Annotated in this window: 11 protein-coding genes; 6 read left to right on the forward strand and 5 right to left on the reverse strand. The window is 67.3% G+C overall.

From position 1 onward, the window contains the following. A complete protein-coding gene (tctA, locus tag PQI66_RS01055; protein WP_339995318.1) occupies positions 1–1,554 on the forward strand; it encodes a tripartite tricarboxylate transporter permease TctA in 1,554 nt (517 codons plus the stop codon). Here the strand turns inward: tctA and PQI66_RS01060 are convergent. After that, entirely contained in the window at positions 1,551–3,920 is a 2,370-nt protein-coding gene (locus PQI66_RS01060; RefSeq protein WP_339995320.1) for an excinuclease ABC subunit UvrA, read from the reverse strand. The genes tctA and PQI66_RS01060 overlap by 4 nt on opposite strands. Before the next feature lie 31 nt (positions 3,921–3,951). Here PQI66_RS01060 and PQI66_RS01065 point away from each other — a divergent pair, with 31 nt between their 5' ends. Then, the gene (locus PQI66_RS01065; protein ID WP_339995321.1) at positions 3,952–4,698 is read left to right on the forward strand and encodes an SDR family oxidoreductase; all 747 of its coding nucleotides are present in this window, start codon (positions 3,952–3,954) and stop codon (positions 4,696–4,698) included. A 69-nt stretch (positions 4,699–4,767) separates the two neighbouring features. On the opposite strand, the gene ilvD is transcribed toward PQI66_RS01065, so the two are convergent. The 3 genes from ilvD to PQI66_RS01080 all read right to left on the reverse strand — a co-directional run bounded on the left by ilvD (position 4,768) and on the right by PQI66_RS01080 (position 9,154). Further along, positions 4,768–6,615: a dihydroxy-acid dehydratase gene (gene ilvD, locus PQI66_RS01070; RefSeq protein ID WP_339995323.1), complete on the reverse strand. Its 1,848-nt coding sequence runs from the start codon at positions 6,613–6,615 to the stop codon at positions 4,768–4,770. 103 nt (positions 6,616–6,718) lie between these two features. Then, positions 6,719–7,315: a PH domain-containing protein gene (locus PQI66_RS01075; RefSeq protein WP_339995324.1), complete on the reverse strand. Its 597-nt coding sequence runs from the start codon at positions 7,313–7,315 to the stop codon at positions 6,719–6,721. A gap of 111 nt (positions 7,316–7,426) precedes the next feature. Continuing rightward, positions 7,427–9,154: a mechanosensitive ion channel family protein gene (locus tag PQI66_RS01080; RefSeq protein WP_339995325.1), complete on the reverse strand. Its 1,728-nt coding sequence runs from the start codon at positions 9,152–9,154 to the stop codon at positions 7,427–7,429. A gap of 356 nt (positions 9,155–9,510) precedes the next feature. Here PQI66_RS01080 and PQI66_RS01085 point away from each other — a divergent pair, with 356 nt between their 5' ends. The 3 genes from PQI66_RS01085 to ilvC all read left to right on the forward strand — a co-directional run bounded on the left by PQI66_RS01085 (position 9,511) and on the right by ilvC (position 13,048). Continuing rightward, a complete protein-coding gene (locus PQI66_RS01085; protein WP_339995326.1) occupies positions 9,511–11,379 on the forward strand; it encodes an acetolactate synthase large subunit in 1,869 nt (622 codons plus the stop codon). Next, complete coding sequence (gene ilvN, locus PQI66_RS01090) at positions 11,379–11,885, forward strand: acetolactate synthase small subunit (protein ID WP_339995328.1); 507 nt, start codon at positions 11,379–11,381, stop codon at positions 11,883–11,885. The genes PQI66_RS01085 and ilvN overlap by 1 nt, the downstream gene beginning before the upstream one ends. Before the next feature lie 149 nt (positions 11,886–12,034). Next, on the forward strand, positions 12,035–13,048 hold the full coding sequence (ilvC, locus tag PQI66_RS01095) for a ketol-acid reductoisomerase (RefSeq protein ID WP_339995330.1): 1,014 nt from the start codon (positions 12,035–12,037) through the stop codon (positions 13,046–13,048). An 81-nt stretch (positions 13,049–13,129) separates the two neighbouring features. Here ilvC and PQI66_RS01100 read toward each other — a convergent pair whose 3' ends face one another. Beyond that, complete coding sequence (locus tag PQI66_RS01100) at positions 13,130–13,828, reverse strand: NADPH-dependent F420 reductase (protein ID WP_339995331.1); 699 nt, start codon at positions 13,826–13,828, stop codon at positions 13,130–13,132. Between the two features lie 275 nt (positions 13,829–14,103). On the opposite strand from PQI66_RS01100, the gene PQI66_RS01105 reads away from it, so the two are divergent. Further along, positions 14,104–15,081, forward strand: a complete 978-nt coding sequence (locus PQI66_RS01105) for a cation diffusion facilitator family transporter (protein WP_339995332.1) — start codon at positions 14,104–14,106, stop codon at positions 15,079–15,081. Positions 15,082–15,098 lie beyond the last annotated feature (17 nt).

Genomic DNA, 15,098 nt, shown 5'->3' on the forward strand with positions numbered 1-15,098 from the left:
ATGGATTCACTCAGTCTCCTCATGGAGGGCTTCGCAGGAGCCCTCACACCGGTCAACCTCATGTGGGTGCTCCTCGGCTGCCTCCTCGGCACCGCCGTGGGAGTCATGCCGGGCCTCGGCTCCTCGATGGCGGTGGCACTGCTGCTGCCGATGACCTTCGCCCTCGACCCGACGGCCGCCTTCATCTTCTTCGCCGGTGTGTATTTCGGCGGACTCTTCGGTGACTCCACCATGGCGATCCTGATGAACACCCCGGGGCAGGCCTCGGCCATCGCCTCGACGTTCGAGGGGCACAAGATGGCACTGGCCGGGCGTGCACCCCAGGCATTGGCGACGGCGGCCATCGGTGCCTTCATCGGTGGCTTCGTCGCGTCCGTCGTGGTCGTCTTCTTCGCCCCGCTGCTCGCCGAGCTCTCGACGTACTTCGGCCCGGCGGAGTACTTCGCGCTGGCGTTGTTCGCCTTCGTCGCCACCTCCTCGGTGGTCTCCGACTCGGTTCCCAAGGGGCTGTCAGCCCTCGTCATCGGACTGGGGATTTCGACGGTCGGCATTGATTCGGTGACCGGAACCGAGCGGTTCACCCTCGGGGTGCCGCAGCTGTTCGACGGCATCTCGATCGTCACCGTCACCGTGGCGATCCTCGCCCTCGGTGAGGTGTTCTTCATCGCGTCCCGTGCACGTCGGGAGAATCAGGACCTCAAGACGCGGTCCGCGGGTCGGCCGTGGCTCAAGCTCGCCGAGTTCCGGGAGGCGCTGCCGGCCTGGTTGAGGGGTACCGCGATCGGTATGCCCTTCGGCATGATCCCGGTGGGCGGATCCGAGGTCCCGACGTTCCTGGCGTACTCCGTGGAGCGTCGCCTGGACACCCGTCGGAAGTCGCCGCAGTTCGGTAAAGGGGCGATCCGTGGACTCGCCGCGCCGGAAGCCGCCGGAAACTCCACCACCGGTATGGCGATGGGTGCCCTGCTGGCGCTGGGTCTGCCGGTGTCCGCCACAGCAGCGATCCTGCTGGCGGCCTTCCGTCAGTACGGACTCCAGCCCGGTCCGTTGCTCTTCGACCGGAACCCTGACCTGGTCTGGGCCCTGTTGGCGAGCTTCTTCATCGCGATGGTGGTGCTGCTGATCATCAACCTGCCTTTCGCCCAACTCTGGGCCAAACTTCTGCTCATCCCGCAGCCCTACCTTTACGCGGGCATCGCCCTGTTCTGCGGACTCGGCGTCTACGCCACCTCGGGACGGGTGTTCGACCTCCTGCTTCTGCTGGGAATCTCGGTGGTCGGCTTCCTGATGCGCCGGTACGGCTACCCGCTGGCACCCCTGATCATCGGCATGGTCCTCGGCCCGTTGGCCGAGACCTCGGTCCGCGACGCGCTACTGTCCTCGTCCGGCGACTTCACCGTCCTGGTCTCCAGCCCCATCACCTGGACCATCTACGGTGTCCTCGCACTCGTCCTCCTGGTCGCGATCCGCAGCGTGGTGATCAGCCGGACCCGCCAGCGACGGAGGAAGGTGGCCGGCGCCGAGGCCAGCACCGACGCCGACGTCAACGCCTAGACGCGCGACACCACGGCCTGCAGGGCCCTCCCGGTTGCGGTGCCGGACGTCACCAGGTCCGCCGGTGTCCCGTCGGCGACGACGTGTCCGCCGTCCGCTCCGGCACCCGGGCCGAGGTCCACGATCCGGTCCGCCTGGGCGACGACACGCAGGTCGTGCTCGACGACCACCACGGAGTCCCCGGCGTCCACCAACCTGTTGAGCTCGGCGACCAGAAGGTCGGTATCTGCGGGATGCAGCCCCGTCGTCGGCTCGTCCAGGAGGTGCACCGTCGAGCCGCGCCGGGACCGGCGGCTGCGTTGCAGTTCCGTGGCCAACTTGATCCGTTGGGCCTCCCCGCCGGAGAGCTCCGGCGCACCTTGGCCGAGACGCAGGTACGACAACCCCACCGCGTCCAGTGCCTGCAGTGCCGCGTGGACGGTCGGCTCACCGGCGAAGACCTCCAGGGCCTCAGCCACCGTCAGGTCGAGGACACCGGCGACGGTCAGCCCGTGCCAGGTCACCTCGAGGGTCTCGTCGTTGTAACGGGCACCGTGACAGTCGGGGCAGGTGGTGTAGCTGCCCGGGAGGAACACCAGCTCGACCTCGATCGACCCGTCGCCGTTGCAGGTCGGGCACCGTCCTTCGACGACGTTGAAGGAGAACCGGGACACCGACCACCCCCGTCGGCGTGCCTCGTCCGTGCCTGCGAAGAGCTTCCGGACCTGGTCGAACAGGCCCGTGTAGGTCGCGAGGCAGGACCGGGTGGTCCGCCCGATGGGCTGCTGGGTGATGTGGACGGTACGGATTCCCGCCTCGGTCAGGATTCCCGGCAGCACCTCGGAGAGCAACGTGGACTTCCCGGACCCCGAGACCCCGGTCACCACGGTGAACTGACCGAGACCGAGACCGATGTCGAGGTCGAGGGTGCGTACCGTCGTCCGTACCGGCAGGGACGACGCGGCGGGGCGCACCGGAAGGCCCGTCGTGCCCTTCACCGCCGGGACAGGCGCCGCCAAGGCTCGGCCTGTCGGCGTGTCCTTTCCCGCCAACCCCTCGACCGGGCCGGACCAGAGGATCTCCCCGCCGTCCTCCCCGGCACCGGGGCCGACGTCGACCACCCAGTCCGCCCCGGCCACCAGCGACATGTCATGCTCGACGAGGATGACGCTGTTCCCGGCCTCCAGGAAACGTGCCATCAGGCCGCGCACCGCGACGCGTTCGGACGGGTGCAGCCCTGCAGAGGGCTCGTCGAGGACGTACACCACCCCGAACAGCCCGGAATGCAGTTGCGAGGCCAGACGCAACCGTTGCAGCTCACCGACCGACAGCGTCGACGCCGCACGGTCCAGACTCAGATGACCCAGCCCCAGATCCACCGCGGCCTGCACCGTGGGAACCACCTGTCCGAACAGTAGTCGCTCGGCCTCGGACGGGTCCGTCACCTGGTCGAACATGCCTACCAGCTGGGCCAGGGGTACCGCGTTGAACTCGTCGATCGCCATGCCCAGGTAGGTCACGGACAGTGCATCGGTCCCGAGCCGACGGCCCCCGCAGGTCGGGCACACGGAATGCTCCATGAACGACAGCACCCGACGCCGCGTGGCGTCCGAGGAGGTCGAGGCCAGCGTCTCCTGCAGATACGTCGACACCGAGCGCCACGTCCCGTCGTAGGTGCGTTGGATCTGGTCGGCACCGCGTACGGGATGGACGGTGACCACCGGCTTGTCCGGGGTGAACAGGATCCAGTCACGGTCGGCACGCGGCAACTCCGCCCACGGCACGTCGGTCCGGTACCCCAGGGTGACGAGGATGTCGTGGAAGTTCTTGCCCAGCCAGGCGCCGGGCCAGGCGGCGATCGCCCCGTCGTCGATCGACACCGACGGATCCGGCACCATCGACTCCTCCGTCGGCGCATGGACCGTGCCGGTACCCTGGCACGTCGGACACATGCCCGCGGCCGTGTTGGGGGAGAACCGGTCCGACCCCAGCCGTCCGACGCGTTCCCGCACGTCGTCGGGATAGGTGCCGGCACGGGAGAACAGCAACCGCACCGAGTTCGACACCGTCGACAGTGTGCCCACCGTCGACCTGGCGCCACCACCGGAGCGCGACTGCTCGAGTGCGACCGTCGGCGGTAGTCCGTCGATCCGTCCGACCCGGGGATCCACCGCCCCGGCGATGAGACGCCTGGCGAACGGTGCGACCGACTCCAGGTACCGCCGCTGCGCCTCCCCGTGGATCGTGCCGAACGCCAGCGACGACTTCCCCGAACCTGACACCCCGGTGACCGCAACCAACCGCCCGCGGGGGAGGGAGACGGTGACGTGGCGTAGATTGCGCAGGTGCGCATCGTGGACGCGGATCTCTGAACTCGTGTCTGCCATGGGCGCCCAGTCTAGGCGGTAGCGTGGGGGCATGGACTTCGGGATACGTGACAGATGGGCCGTGATCGGTGCCTCCAGTCAGGGACTGGGCTTCGGGTGCGCGGACGCCCTGGCTGCTGAAGGGGTTAACCTGGTGGTCAACGCCCGTCGCGCCGGGCCGCTGGCCGAGGCGGCGGACCGGTTGCGATCGCGCGGGGTGACGGTGCACGAGGTCGTCGGCGACATCGGCGACCCGGCTGTCCGAGCATCCCTGGTGGACGCGGCTCCGCAGGTCGACATCCTCGTCACGAACGCCGGCGGCCCGCCGCCCGGGGACTTCCGTGAGTGGGACGAGGACGACTGGATGTCTGCTCTGCGACAGAACATGCTGACCCCCGTCGAGCTGATCAAGGCCACCGTGGACACGATGGTGTCCCGCGGTTTCGGCCGGGTGGTGAACATCACCTCAGGCGCGGTGAAGGCGCCGATCGCGACACTGGCCCTGTCCAACGGTGCGCGCAGCGGCCTGACCGGGTTCGTCGCCGGGGTGGCGCGGCAACCGCAGCTGGCGTCGGCGAATGTGACGGTCAACAACCTGCTGCCCGGACGTTTCGCGACCGCTCGACTGACACAGACGGGGAACGGCACGGCACCGTCGCCCCAGGGGATCCCTGCCGGACGTTTCGGCGACCCGTCCGAGTTCGGGGCGACGTGTGCCTTCCTGTGCTCGGCGCAGGCGGGCTACATCACCGGGCAGAACGTGCTCGTCGACGGCGGGGCGTATCCGGGCACGATGTAGGTCACGGGGCCCGGGCCCCCGAGGACGCCGGGCACTCGGGGCGCGTCGGGCAGGGCGCGAACGACGGAGTCAGTCGACCTCGCGCACCGCGCCCTTGTCGGCGCTGGTGGCCATCTTCGCGTAGGCACGCAGGGCCTTGGTGACCTTGCGCTGGCGGGTCACAGGCTTCCATGGCTTGCCGGAGGCGTCCATGGCGGCGCGTCGGCGGGCGATCTCCTCGTCCGGCACATCCAGGGTCAGTCGACGGTTGTGCACGTCGATGGTGACGGTGTCACCGTTCTCGACCAGCCCGATGAGTCCGCCGCCGGCGGCCTCGGGGGAGATGTGCCCGACGGAGATGCCTGACGAACCGCCGGAGAACCGGCCGTCGGTGATCAGGGCGCACTTCTTGCCCAGGCCTGATCCCTTGAGGAACGCGGTCGGGTGCAGCATCTCCTGCATGCCTGGTCCGCCGGACGGCCCCTCGTACCGCACCACGATGACGTCGCCGGGCGTGACCTTCTTCTTGAGGATCACGTCCACGGCCTCCTCCTGTGATTCCACAACCAGGGCGGGGCCGGAGAAGTGCCAGAGCGACTCGTCGATGCCGGCGGATTTGATGACCGCACCGTCCGGGGAGAGGTTGCCACGCAGGATGACCAGACCACCGTCGGCGGTGAAGGCGTGGTCGACATCGTGGATGCAGCCGCCCTCGGCATCGAGGTCGAGTTCGTCCCAGGTGTTGTCGGTGGAGAACGGTTCGGTGGTGCGGACGCCACCGGGGGCCGCATGGTAGAGGTCGACAGCCTCCTGGCACGGGGACTGTGCGCTGACGTCCCACTTCTCCAGCCACTCGGCGAGACTCCGGGAGTGGACCGTGTGCACGTCCTCGTTGAGCTTGCCGCCACGCCACAGTTCGCCGAGGATGCGGGGGATGCCACCGGCCCGGTGGACGTCCTCCATGTGGTAGTCGGAGTTCGGCGCGACCTTCGACAGACACGGGACGGTCCGGGAGAGGTCGTCGATGTCGGAGAGGTCGAAGTCGACCCCGCCTTCCTGTGCGGCGGCGAGGATGTGCAGCACGGTGTTGGTGGAACCGCCCATGGCCATGTCCAGGGCCATGGAGTTCTGGAACGCCTCCTTGGTGGCGATGTTGCGGGGCAGCACCGAGGTGTCACCGTCACCGTAGTAGCGGCGGCACAGGTCGACGATGGTCCGGCCGGCCTCACTGAACAGTTCCCGCCGTGCCGAGTGGGTCGCCAGGGTCGAGCCGTTGCCGGGCAGGGAGAGGCCCAGCGCCTCGGTGAGGCAGTTCATCGAGTTGGCGGTGAACATGCCGGAGCAGGACCCGCAGGTCGGGCAGGCTGCCTGCTCGACGGTCAGCAGGCCCTGCTGGGAGACCTGCTCGCTCGCGGACGCGGAGATCGAGGTGATCAGGTCGGTCGGTGCATGGGCGACACCGTCGACGATGACGGCCTTGCCCGCCTCCATCGGCCCACCGGAGACGAAGACGACGGGGATGTTCAGGCGCATCGCGGCGTTGAGCATGCCGGGGGTGATCTTGTCGCAGTTGGAGATGCACACGATGGCATCCGCCTGGTGCGCGTTGACCATGTACTCCACGGAGTCGGAGATGATCTCGCGGCTCGGCAGGGAGTACAGCATGCCGGAATGGCCCATGGCGATGCCGTCGTCGACGGCGATGGTGTTGAACTCGCGGGCGACGCCGCCGGCCTCAGCCACGGCCTCGGCGACGATGTCGCCGACGTTCTTGAGGTGGACGTGTCCGGGCACGAACTGGGTGTAGGAGTTGGCGATCGCGATGATCGGCTTGTCGAAGTCACTGTCCTTCATGCCCGTGGCTCGCCACAGGGACCGCGCGCCGGCGGCATTGCGTCCCTGGGTGGTCACTGATGACCGGTAGGAGATCTCGTTCATGGTGGGAAAGCGTCCTCTCGTCGGGCCTCGTGCGGCTGCCCGGCCCGTGGGCAGTCGTGTCAGGTGAATGCAGGTGGGGAAAGTGTGTCCGGGGAGACAGTCGTCAGTTGTCGTCGGACGGGGAAGCGGCGTCTGTGTGGTCTGGGTCGGCGTGTGCGGCACGGCGGCGTGCGAGTTCCTCCCGCGCCATGTGGCTGGCCCGCCGTGCGGCTTCGTAGTCGCCGTACTCGTCGTCGTCCATGAGGACGGCCAGGCCACTGTCGCGCTCGACGACCCTGACCTTCTCGTCGATGGCGGAGAGACTCGGGGTCACCGGGTCCGGAATCCTGCCCCCGGTGACTTTCGCCAGGGTCACCAGCGAATTGAAGCTCACGCCCGGGAGCGGGAAGGTCTTCTCGTTGTTGCTCACAGCGAGGGCCTTGCCTCCGCGGGTGAATCGTAACGCCTGGAAGTCGTCCCACGCCAATGACTTCGTCGGGCGAAGAAGGTACCGCGCGGTGATGCCACCGTCAGTGAACTCCGTGCGGGTGCGCAGCACGCCGACGATGAACAGAATCGGCAGCAGGGGGAGCCAGAAGAAGATCTGCGGTGCATAGGCGATACCGACGACCGACATCGCCAGCATGAGAACGCCGGCGATCAGATGTGACTGGTCGGTCCGGATCCGGTACGGCAGATCGGGTGACTCCACGGAACTCATGGTCGTCCATAGTAGTCAGTCGTCCCGCGCGACAGACACACCGCCCGGACCGAGTGGTCCGGGCGGTGTGGGTGGGATACCGGTTGGGCGGCGGGCGGGCTACGGGTGAGCTCAGGGTGCCGTGCTCTCGTCGGCGGCCTGGCCCTGATTCTGGGCGGCTCCGTCGGTGCCGCCCGAGCCGGTCTCGCCGGACTCGGTGTTGCCGGACGTGTCACCGGTGTCCGTGGAGTTGGTGCCCGCCCCGTTCTGCGAGCCACTGTTTCCACTGTTGCCGGAGTTTCCGGTGTTTCCGCTGTTGCCGGACTCGGTCCCGCCCTGGTTCTGGGAATTTCCGGTGCCCTGGTCGCCGCCGGAGTTCTCCGGGCCGGTGTTGCCGGTGTTGTTCGTACCGTCCGTGTTCTCCGTACCGTCGGTGTTCTCGCCGTTTCCGGCAGCGTCCGACGGTGCAGCGGTTTCGGGCGTTTCGGTCGACTCGACCTCGGTGCCGGCGTTCCGCCACCGGTCAGGGGACAGGATGCCGGGCTGGTCGGCGTCGTCCGGGTTGCTGGAGAACAACGCGAGGAGTCCGACGACGACCAGGGCGATGAACAGGCCTGCGGTGGATGGACGGAAACGTCCCCCGAAACTCAGCACGTTCTTCGTCCTGGACGTGTACGGCCCGTCCACCAGGTCGGCGAGGTCGGTCTTGCCGTCCCCGCCGCGTGTGTCACCGCCGGTCGCCGGCTCGGCTTCGGACGACGGCAGGACTTCGGTGGCGGGGTCATCTGGGTCGGGGACCGCGGCGGCTCCATCGTCGGAGGTGTCCGTTGTGTCCGTGTCGTCGTCGACCGACATATGGTCGCTTCCCGCGGTGGCCGCGGCGATGACCTTCTGCGTGTCGTCGGAGTCGTCTCCAGCGACCTGTTCCGGCGATTCGGCGTGTCGTTCGCTCCCGGGGGACAGGTCGTCCCGGTCGTCGTCTCGGTGGTCGGCGAGCTCGGCGCGCGTGGCGATTGCCTCGCCGGGAGACTGGTACCTGTCCCAGAAGGTGTTGACGAGGTTCGCGCGGATCGCCCGTTCCACGAGCCACTGGTCGGCGGGACCGGTGTCGACGCCGACGCGCATACCGACCGACCAAGGCTGACCTGCAGCGGCAGGCGGGGTGATGTTGCGGGCGGGCTGGATTTCGATCTCACCGAGGATGCTGGCGTCGATGCCGGCGGACTCCACGGCCTTGGCGGAGGCATCCTCTACCTTGGACAGGAGGTCCGCCATCGACTCGCCGTTGACCATCGGGACGTCGAGGTCCACGACGGCACGTGACCACTTCTGGGAGTAGTTGATCGTGACGCTGGCCTTGCTGTTGGGGACGGTGACGAGTTCGCCGGCGACAGTGCGGATCTGGGTGGAACGCAAGGTCAGCTTCACGACTGTGCCGGTGATCTGTCCTGCGGTGTCGTCGAAGGTGACGACGTCGCCGACGCCGTAGTGGCGCTCCGAGATGATGAAAAAGCCGCTGAGGAAGTCACCGATGATGTTCTGTGAGCCGAAACCGATCGCCGCGGAGACCACGGTGGCGGGGATTGCCGCGCCCATGGCCGGCACTCCCAGGTTGGTCAGCGCCACGAGGACGAGCACGAAGTAGGCGACGATCTCGAGCATGTAGACCAGGGCCCCGACCAGGGCCAGCTTGGCCTTGGTCTCTTCCTGCCCCGTCTCGAGTCGGTTGGTGAGCACCCGGACAGCCTGCCGCCCGACCCGGGGGATCAGGATGGCGGCGATCAGCAGGGCGGACAGCGGTAATCCGTGCTGGATCACCCATTCCCAGAGGGAGAACGCGATGTATCTGACGTCGAACATGGGACACACCGTAGTAGGTGAATCTTGGTGTTCGCTGGAAACGGTGGGCCACCGGACGGGACCTCCCGTAACGGCCCACGAAGTGAGATTGGGGGTATCAGCGGGTGGGAAAATTCCGACAATTCCATTGACCGGGGGTCCGGTCTACACTATGGTCTCTGGTTATGACGACGTTCCTGATTCTTGTATCCGCCGGGCGCTAGAGCCCCTGCGGTCACTTCGCGGAACAATCTGGCGCCCCCGCCCCGTACCCCGGGTAGCGGGGGCACCGTCGGTTCTACGGCGGAACCACACCTTGCGAGACCTCGAATGTCGGACATCCACAACACATGACCACCCAAAGGAGTGCACGGACGGTGAATGACACCTCACGCCCACACCCCAGTCCTGCGACAGTCGCTGCTTCAGGACGCAGCCGCAAGCCTGAACGCATCAACGGCGCCCAGGCGGTAGTCCGGTCCCTCGAGGAACTGGGCACCGACGTTGTCTTCGGCCTCCCCGGTGGTGCGGTACTCCCGCTCTACGAAGCTCTCTACGGCTCCGAGAAGCTCAACCACATCCTCGTGCGTCATGAGCAGGGTGCCGGTCACGCCGCCACCGGCTACGCGCAGGTCTCCGGCGAGGTCGGCGTGTGCATCGCGACCTCGGGCCCCGGAGCCACCAACCTGGTCACCCCGTTGGCCGACGCGAACATGGACTCCGTGCCGATCGTCGCCATCACCGGTCAGGTCGGCAGCCATCTGCTGGGTACCGACGGTTTCCAGGAGGCCGACATTCGCGGCATCACGATGCCGATCACCAAGCACAGCTTCATGGTGACCCGTCCGGAGGAGATCCCGGCGGCCATCGCCGAGGCATTCCACGTGGCGAGTACGGGCCGCCCCGGCGCCGTGCTCGTCGACATCCCCAAGGACGTGCAGAACGCCGAGCTCGACTTCGTCTGGCCGCCGTCCTACCGTCTGCCCGGCTACCACCCGGTGACGACGCCGCACTCCCGCCAGATCGACGAGGCGGCGCGGCTGATCGCCGAGGCGAAGCGGCCGGTCATCTACGCCGGCGGTGGTGTCCTGAAGGCCAACGCGCACAAGGAACTCCTCGCCTTCGCTGAGGCGACCGGCGTCCCGGTGACGACCACGCTGATGGCGCTGGGTGTGTTCCCGGAGTCCCACCCGCAGTTCCTCGGTATGCCGGGGATGCACGGTACCGTGCCGGCGGTGGCCGCCCTGCAGAAGTCGGACCTCATCCTGGCGCTCGGCGCCCGTTTCGACGACCGTGTCACCGGCGACGTCGACTCCTTCGCCCCGGGGGCGAAGGTCATCCACGCCGACATCGACCCGGCGGAGATCGGCAAGATCCGTGAGGTCAACGTGCCGATCGTCGGTGACGCCCGCGAGGTGCTCGTCGCCCTGCGTCGTGCCGTCGGGGCCCGCCCGCAGGAGCAGGACATCTCCCGGTGGACCGGCTACCTGGACGGACTGAAGGCGGACTTCCCTCCGGGGTACGACGAGCCCGACGACGGCAAACTCGCTCCGCAGTTCGTGCTGGAACAGCTCACCGAGGCAGCCGGACCGGAGGCGGTCTACGTCGCCGGCGTCGGTCAGCACCAGATGTGGGCGGCGCAGTTCCTGAAGTTCGAGTCGCCCCGTACCTGGCTGAACTCCGGTGGGCTGGGGACGATGGGCTACTCCGTCCCCGCCGCCATGGGCGCCAAGGCCGCCGCACCGGACACCGAGGTGTGGGCGGTCGACGGTGACGGATGTTTCCAGATGACCAACCAGGAACTCGTCACCTGCGCCGTTGAAGGTCTGCCGATCAAGATCGCCCTGATCAACAACGGCAACCTGGGCATGGTGCGCCAGTGGCAGACGCTGTTCTTCGACGGGCACTACTCCCACACCAACCTCAAGCCGGGGGAGAACTACCTCCCCGACTTCGTGGGGCTCGCCGAGTCGATGGGCTGTGCGGCTTTCCGCGTCACGGAGAAGGACGGCCCCGAGGGCGTCGCCGCGACGATCGCCAAGGCCCGCGAGATCAATGACCGACCCGTCGTCATCGACTTCATCGTCGGTGAGGACGCCCAGGTGTGGCCGATGATCTCCGCCGGTGCCTCGAATGACGAGGTCCAGTACGTCCGGGACCTGCGTCCCCTGTTCGAACAGGATCAGTCCGCCGCGGAGGATCCCGAGGACATCCGCAAGATCATCGAGGAAGGCGAGGAGAACTAATGTCCCAAGTCCACACTCTGAGTGTCCTGTGTGAGGACGTCGACGGTATCGCCTCACGCATCACCGGCATGTTCACCCGGCGGGCCTTCAGCATCATCTCGATCGCCTCGGGGCAGACCGAGGTCGACGGCGTCAACCGGTTCACCATCCAGGTGGAAGGGGAGGACCACGTCATCGAGCAGATCACCAAGCAGCTCAACAAGCTGATCCCGGTGATCAAGGTCAGCCGCCACGACCCGGACTCCATCGTCTGCCGTGGGCTGATGCTGGTGAAGGTCTCCGCCGACAACTCCAACCGCACCCAGGTCGTGGAGTCCGCGAAGCTCTTCCGTGCACACGTCGTCGACGTCGGGCCGGAGTCGGTGGTCATCGAAGCCACCGGTACACCGACCAAGCTCAAGGCCCTGCTGGAGGTGCTGGAGCCCTTCGGGATCCGCGAGCTCGTCGAGTCCAGTGTCACGGCGGTCAGCCGGGGCCAGAAGGCGATGTACCCCGCGAAACTCTGAACTCCTGCGGTCATTCACGGGGTGGGATACCCTGTCTCACCCTCTGATACTTGTTGCTGATACGATGGCAGGCACTGAACGCTGTACCCGGTTCATGAACCGATTCATGTCCGTTTTCCCATCCGTTTTTTCACGAAAGGCTGTACCTCATGGCAATTGACGTTTTCTACGACGACGACGCTGACCTGTCGATCATCCAGGGTCGGAAGGTTGCCGTGCTCGGCTACGGTTCGCAGGGGCACGCCCACGCCCAGAACCTGCGTGACTCGGGTGTCGAGGTCGTCATCGGTCTGCGCGAGGGCTCCAAGTCTGCCGCGAAGGCCGAGGAGGCCGGCTTCTCCGTGCTGTCCAACGCCGAGGCCGCCGCCTGGGCCGACGTGATCATGGTGCTGGTGCCTGACACCACCCAGGCCACCGTGTACACCGAGGACATCGCGCCGAACCTGGAGGACGGCAACGCCGTGTTCTTCGGCCACGGTCTGAACATCCACTTCGAGCTGATCAAGCCGGCCGACAACATCACCATCGCCATGGCCGCCCCCAAGGGCCCGGGCCACCTGGTCCGCCGTCAGTTCGTCGACGGCAAGGGCGTGCCCTGCCTCATCGCCGTCGAACAGGACCCGAAGGGCGAGGGGCGCGACCTGGCGTTGTCCTACGCCGCCGCCATCGGTGGTGCCCGTGCCGGTGTCATCCCGACCACCTTCGAGGCAGAGACCGTCACCGACCTGTTCGGCGAGCAGGCTGTGCTCTGCGGTGGCACCGAGGAACTGGTCAAGACCGGTTTCGAGGTCCTCACCGAAGCCGGCTACGAGCCGGAGATGGCCTACTTCGAGTGCCTGCACGAGCTCAAGCTGATCGTGGACCTGATGTTCGAGGGCGGTATCGCCAACATGAACTACTCGGTCTCCGACACCGCGGAGTTCGGCGGTTACCTCTCCGGCCCGCGCGTCATCGACGCCGGCACCAAGGATCGCATGAAGGACATCCTGTCCGACATCCAGGACGGTACGTTCACCAAGCGCCTGATCGCCAATGTCGAGGGTGGCAACAAGGAGCTCGAGGGCCTGCGTGCCGACTACGCCAAGCACCCGATCGAGACCACCGGCACCAAGCTGCGCGATCTCATGAGCTGGGTCAAGAACCCGCTGGACGCCACCGCGTAGTCTGACCTGCTGCAGCCCGACGGGTTGACGCACGGCACACAACCCCGCGGAGTATCTGCTCCGCGGGGTTTCGTTCTGCCGTTACACCGACCGTGACGCCGATGCGAGGGCGTCCCGGAGTTCACTGTCGGAGGCGGGCCGTCCGGGCCCCATGTCGTAGAGCGACGTGGGGGACGCGTCCGGGGAGATGTAGGGGCGTCCGTAGGCGGGCTGTCCGTTGTCGAAGCGCCATCCCTCGGCCAGGTCGCCGGCGTCGACGGTACCGTAGCCCAGGCTGGACAACAGGGACGCGACCTGCTGCTTGGCGTCGGCTGAGTCGCCGGCGACGAGGAGGGAGGTGCGCTGCGGGTCTCCCTCCGGCCGTGCGAGTTCCCCGAGGTGGGCGAAGTTGATGTTGTTGAAGGCCTTGACCACCCGGGCGTCCGGGATGCGGTCCTGGAGGATCTGCGACGTGGTGATCGAACGGTCGTCGAGGGCGTCGATGTGGCCGTCGCGCTGCCAGTAGTAGTTGCTGGTGTCGATGACCGTCTTGCCTGCCAGGGGTGCGACCGGGATGTCGTTGAGTGCGCCGAGTGGGACCGTGACGACGACGGTGTCGCCGGCGGAGGCTGCTCCGTCCGGGGTGTCGACCCGCGCCCGTGGCCCCAGCGCAGCAGCGAGGGGGAGAAGGGTCTTCGGGTCCCGGGAATTGCTCAGGACGACGTCGTGGCCTGCCTGGACGGCCAACCGGGCGACGGTGGCTCCGATCAGTCCTGCGCCGATGAATCCCACAGTGCTCATGGTCTTTCGTTCCTTCTGTTCGGTGGTACGTGTGGCGCCGGGGGTGCCCGGTGTCATGCACGGTCCAACCGCTCCGGGCAGGCCACTATTCCGCATTGGCGCGGGAACCGCCCGCCGGGGCGACGAACGCCCGCCCGGGGCGTGGACGGCGGCGTCGACAGAGTGCCTCCGGGATTCTTAATGACAATGATTACGGTACCCAAATATTGCCATTGACCTGCGGACTGTTGAGACATAGTGTGGGTGTCTACCGTTAATGACAATGGAGGACCCTGATGGGACACGACCACCACCACGACCACGGCGGCCGGGATGACCGCCCCGGACATGATCACGGTGCCGGGCACGGTCACTCCCACGCGACGCAGGTCCGGGGCAAGGCCCTCTGGATCGTCATCGCGATGACCTCGACGATCTTCGTCGCGCAGGTCGTCGGTGGCGTCGTGTCGGGCTCGCTGGCGCTGCTCGCTGACGCAGGACACATGTTGTCCGACGCTGGTGGTCTGGTCGTCGCGGCGCTGGCGATGATGGTCGGATCGCGTCCTGCGACGGCCCGCTCGACCTACGGGTTCCGTCGGGCGGAGGTGCTCGCGGCCGCGGTCAACGCCGGGGCGGTGGCGGTGATCGGCGTCTGGATCGCCGTCGCGGCCTTCCGCCGGATGGGGGAGGGGCCCGAGGAGATCCAGACGGGCCTGATGCTGGGCGTCGCCGTGGTCGGTCTGCTGGCCAACGTCGTGTCGGCGGTGATCCTGCACCGTAGTGCGGGGGAGTCGCTGAACATGAAGGGTGCCTACCTCCACGTGCTGGTGGATCTGCTCGGTTCGGTGGCCGTCATCGTCGCCGCACTGGTGATCAGCGCCACCGGGTGGTTCTGGGTGGACGCGGTGGCGTCGCTGGTCATCGCCGCGATGATCCTGCCACGGGCGTGGTCGTTGATGAAGGAGGCCGGCACCGTGCTGATGGAGCAGGTGCCGGCGGGGGTCGACCCGGTGGAGGTCGAGGAGGCCGTCAGCGCGACCGATGGGGTCTACGGGTCACACGACCTGCACATCTGGTCGGTGGACGGCGAATCCTCGATGGCGACGGTCCATGTCGTGACCACCGGGGACGAGCAGGCGGTCCGTCAAGACGTCCGGAAGGTGTTCGAGGACCGTGGTATCGGACATGTGACGGTGCAGACCGAGGCTGCACCGGCCCCGCTGGCACCGTCGCAGGTGTGTGACGCCGCGTGCGGGAACATCTGCAGACCGTGACCGACGGCCCCTGACGG

The organism is Corynebacterium sp. USCH3, from assembly GCF_037619475.1.
In the GTDB taxonomy this organism is placed as follows: domain Bacteria; phylum Actinomycetota; class Actinomycetes; order Mycobacteriales; family Mycobacteriaceae; genus Corynebacterium.

What these genes read in the sequence shown, in the direction of transcription:
- tctA (WP_339995318.1), top strand. Translation starts at nt 1, where the DNA reads ATGGATTCACTCAGTCTCCTCATGGAGGGCTTCGCAGGAGCCCTCACA.
- PQI66_RS01060 (WP_339995320.1), bottom strand. Translation starts at nt 3,920, where the DNA reads ATGGCAGACACGAGTTCAGAGATCCGCGTCCACGATGCGCACCTGCGC.
- PQI66_RS01065 (WP_339995321.1), top strand. Translation starts at nt 3,952, where the DNA reads ATGGACTTCGGGATACGTGACAGATGGGCCGTGATCGGTGCCTCCAGT.
- ilvD (WP_339995323.1), bottom strand. Translation starts at nt 6,615, where the DNA reads ATGAACGAGATCTCCTACCGGTCATCAGTGACCACCCAGGGACGCAAT.
- PQI66_RS01075 (WP_339995324.1), bottom strand. Translation starts at nt 7,315, where the DNA reads ATGAGTTCCGTGGAGTCACCCGATCTGCCGTACCGGATCCGGACCGAC.
- PQI66_RS01080 (WP_339995325.1), bottom strand. Translation starts at nt 9,154, where the DNA reads ATGTTCGACGTCAGATACATCGCGTTCTCCCTCTGGGAATGGGTGATC.
- ilvN (WP_339995328.1), top strand. Translation starts at nt 11,379, where the DNA reads ATGTCCCAAGTCCACACTCTGAGTGTCCTGTGTGAGGACGTCGACGGT.
- ilvC (WP_339995330.1), top strand. Translation starts at nt 12,035, where the DNA reads ATGGCAATTGACGTTTTCTACGACGACGACGCTGACCTGTCGATCATC.
- PQI66_RS01100 (WP_339995331.1), bottom strand. Translation starts at nt 13,828, where the DNA reads ATGAGCACTGTGGGATTCATCGGCGCAGGACTGATCGGAGCCACCGTC.
- PQI66_RS01105 (WP_339995332.1), top strand. Translation starts at nt 14,104, where the DNA reads ATGGGACACGACCACCACCACGACCACGGCGGCCGGGATGACCGCCCC.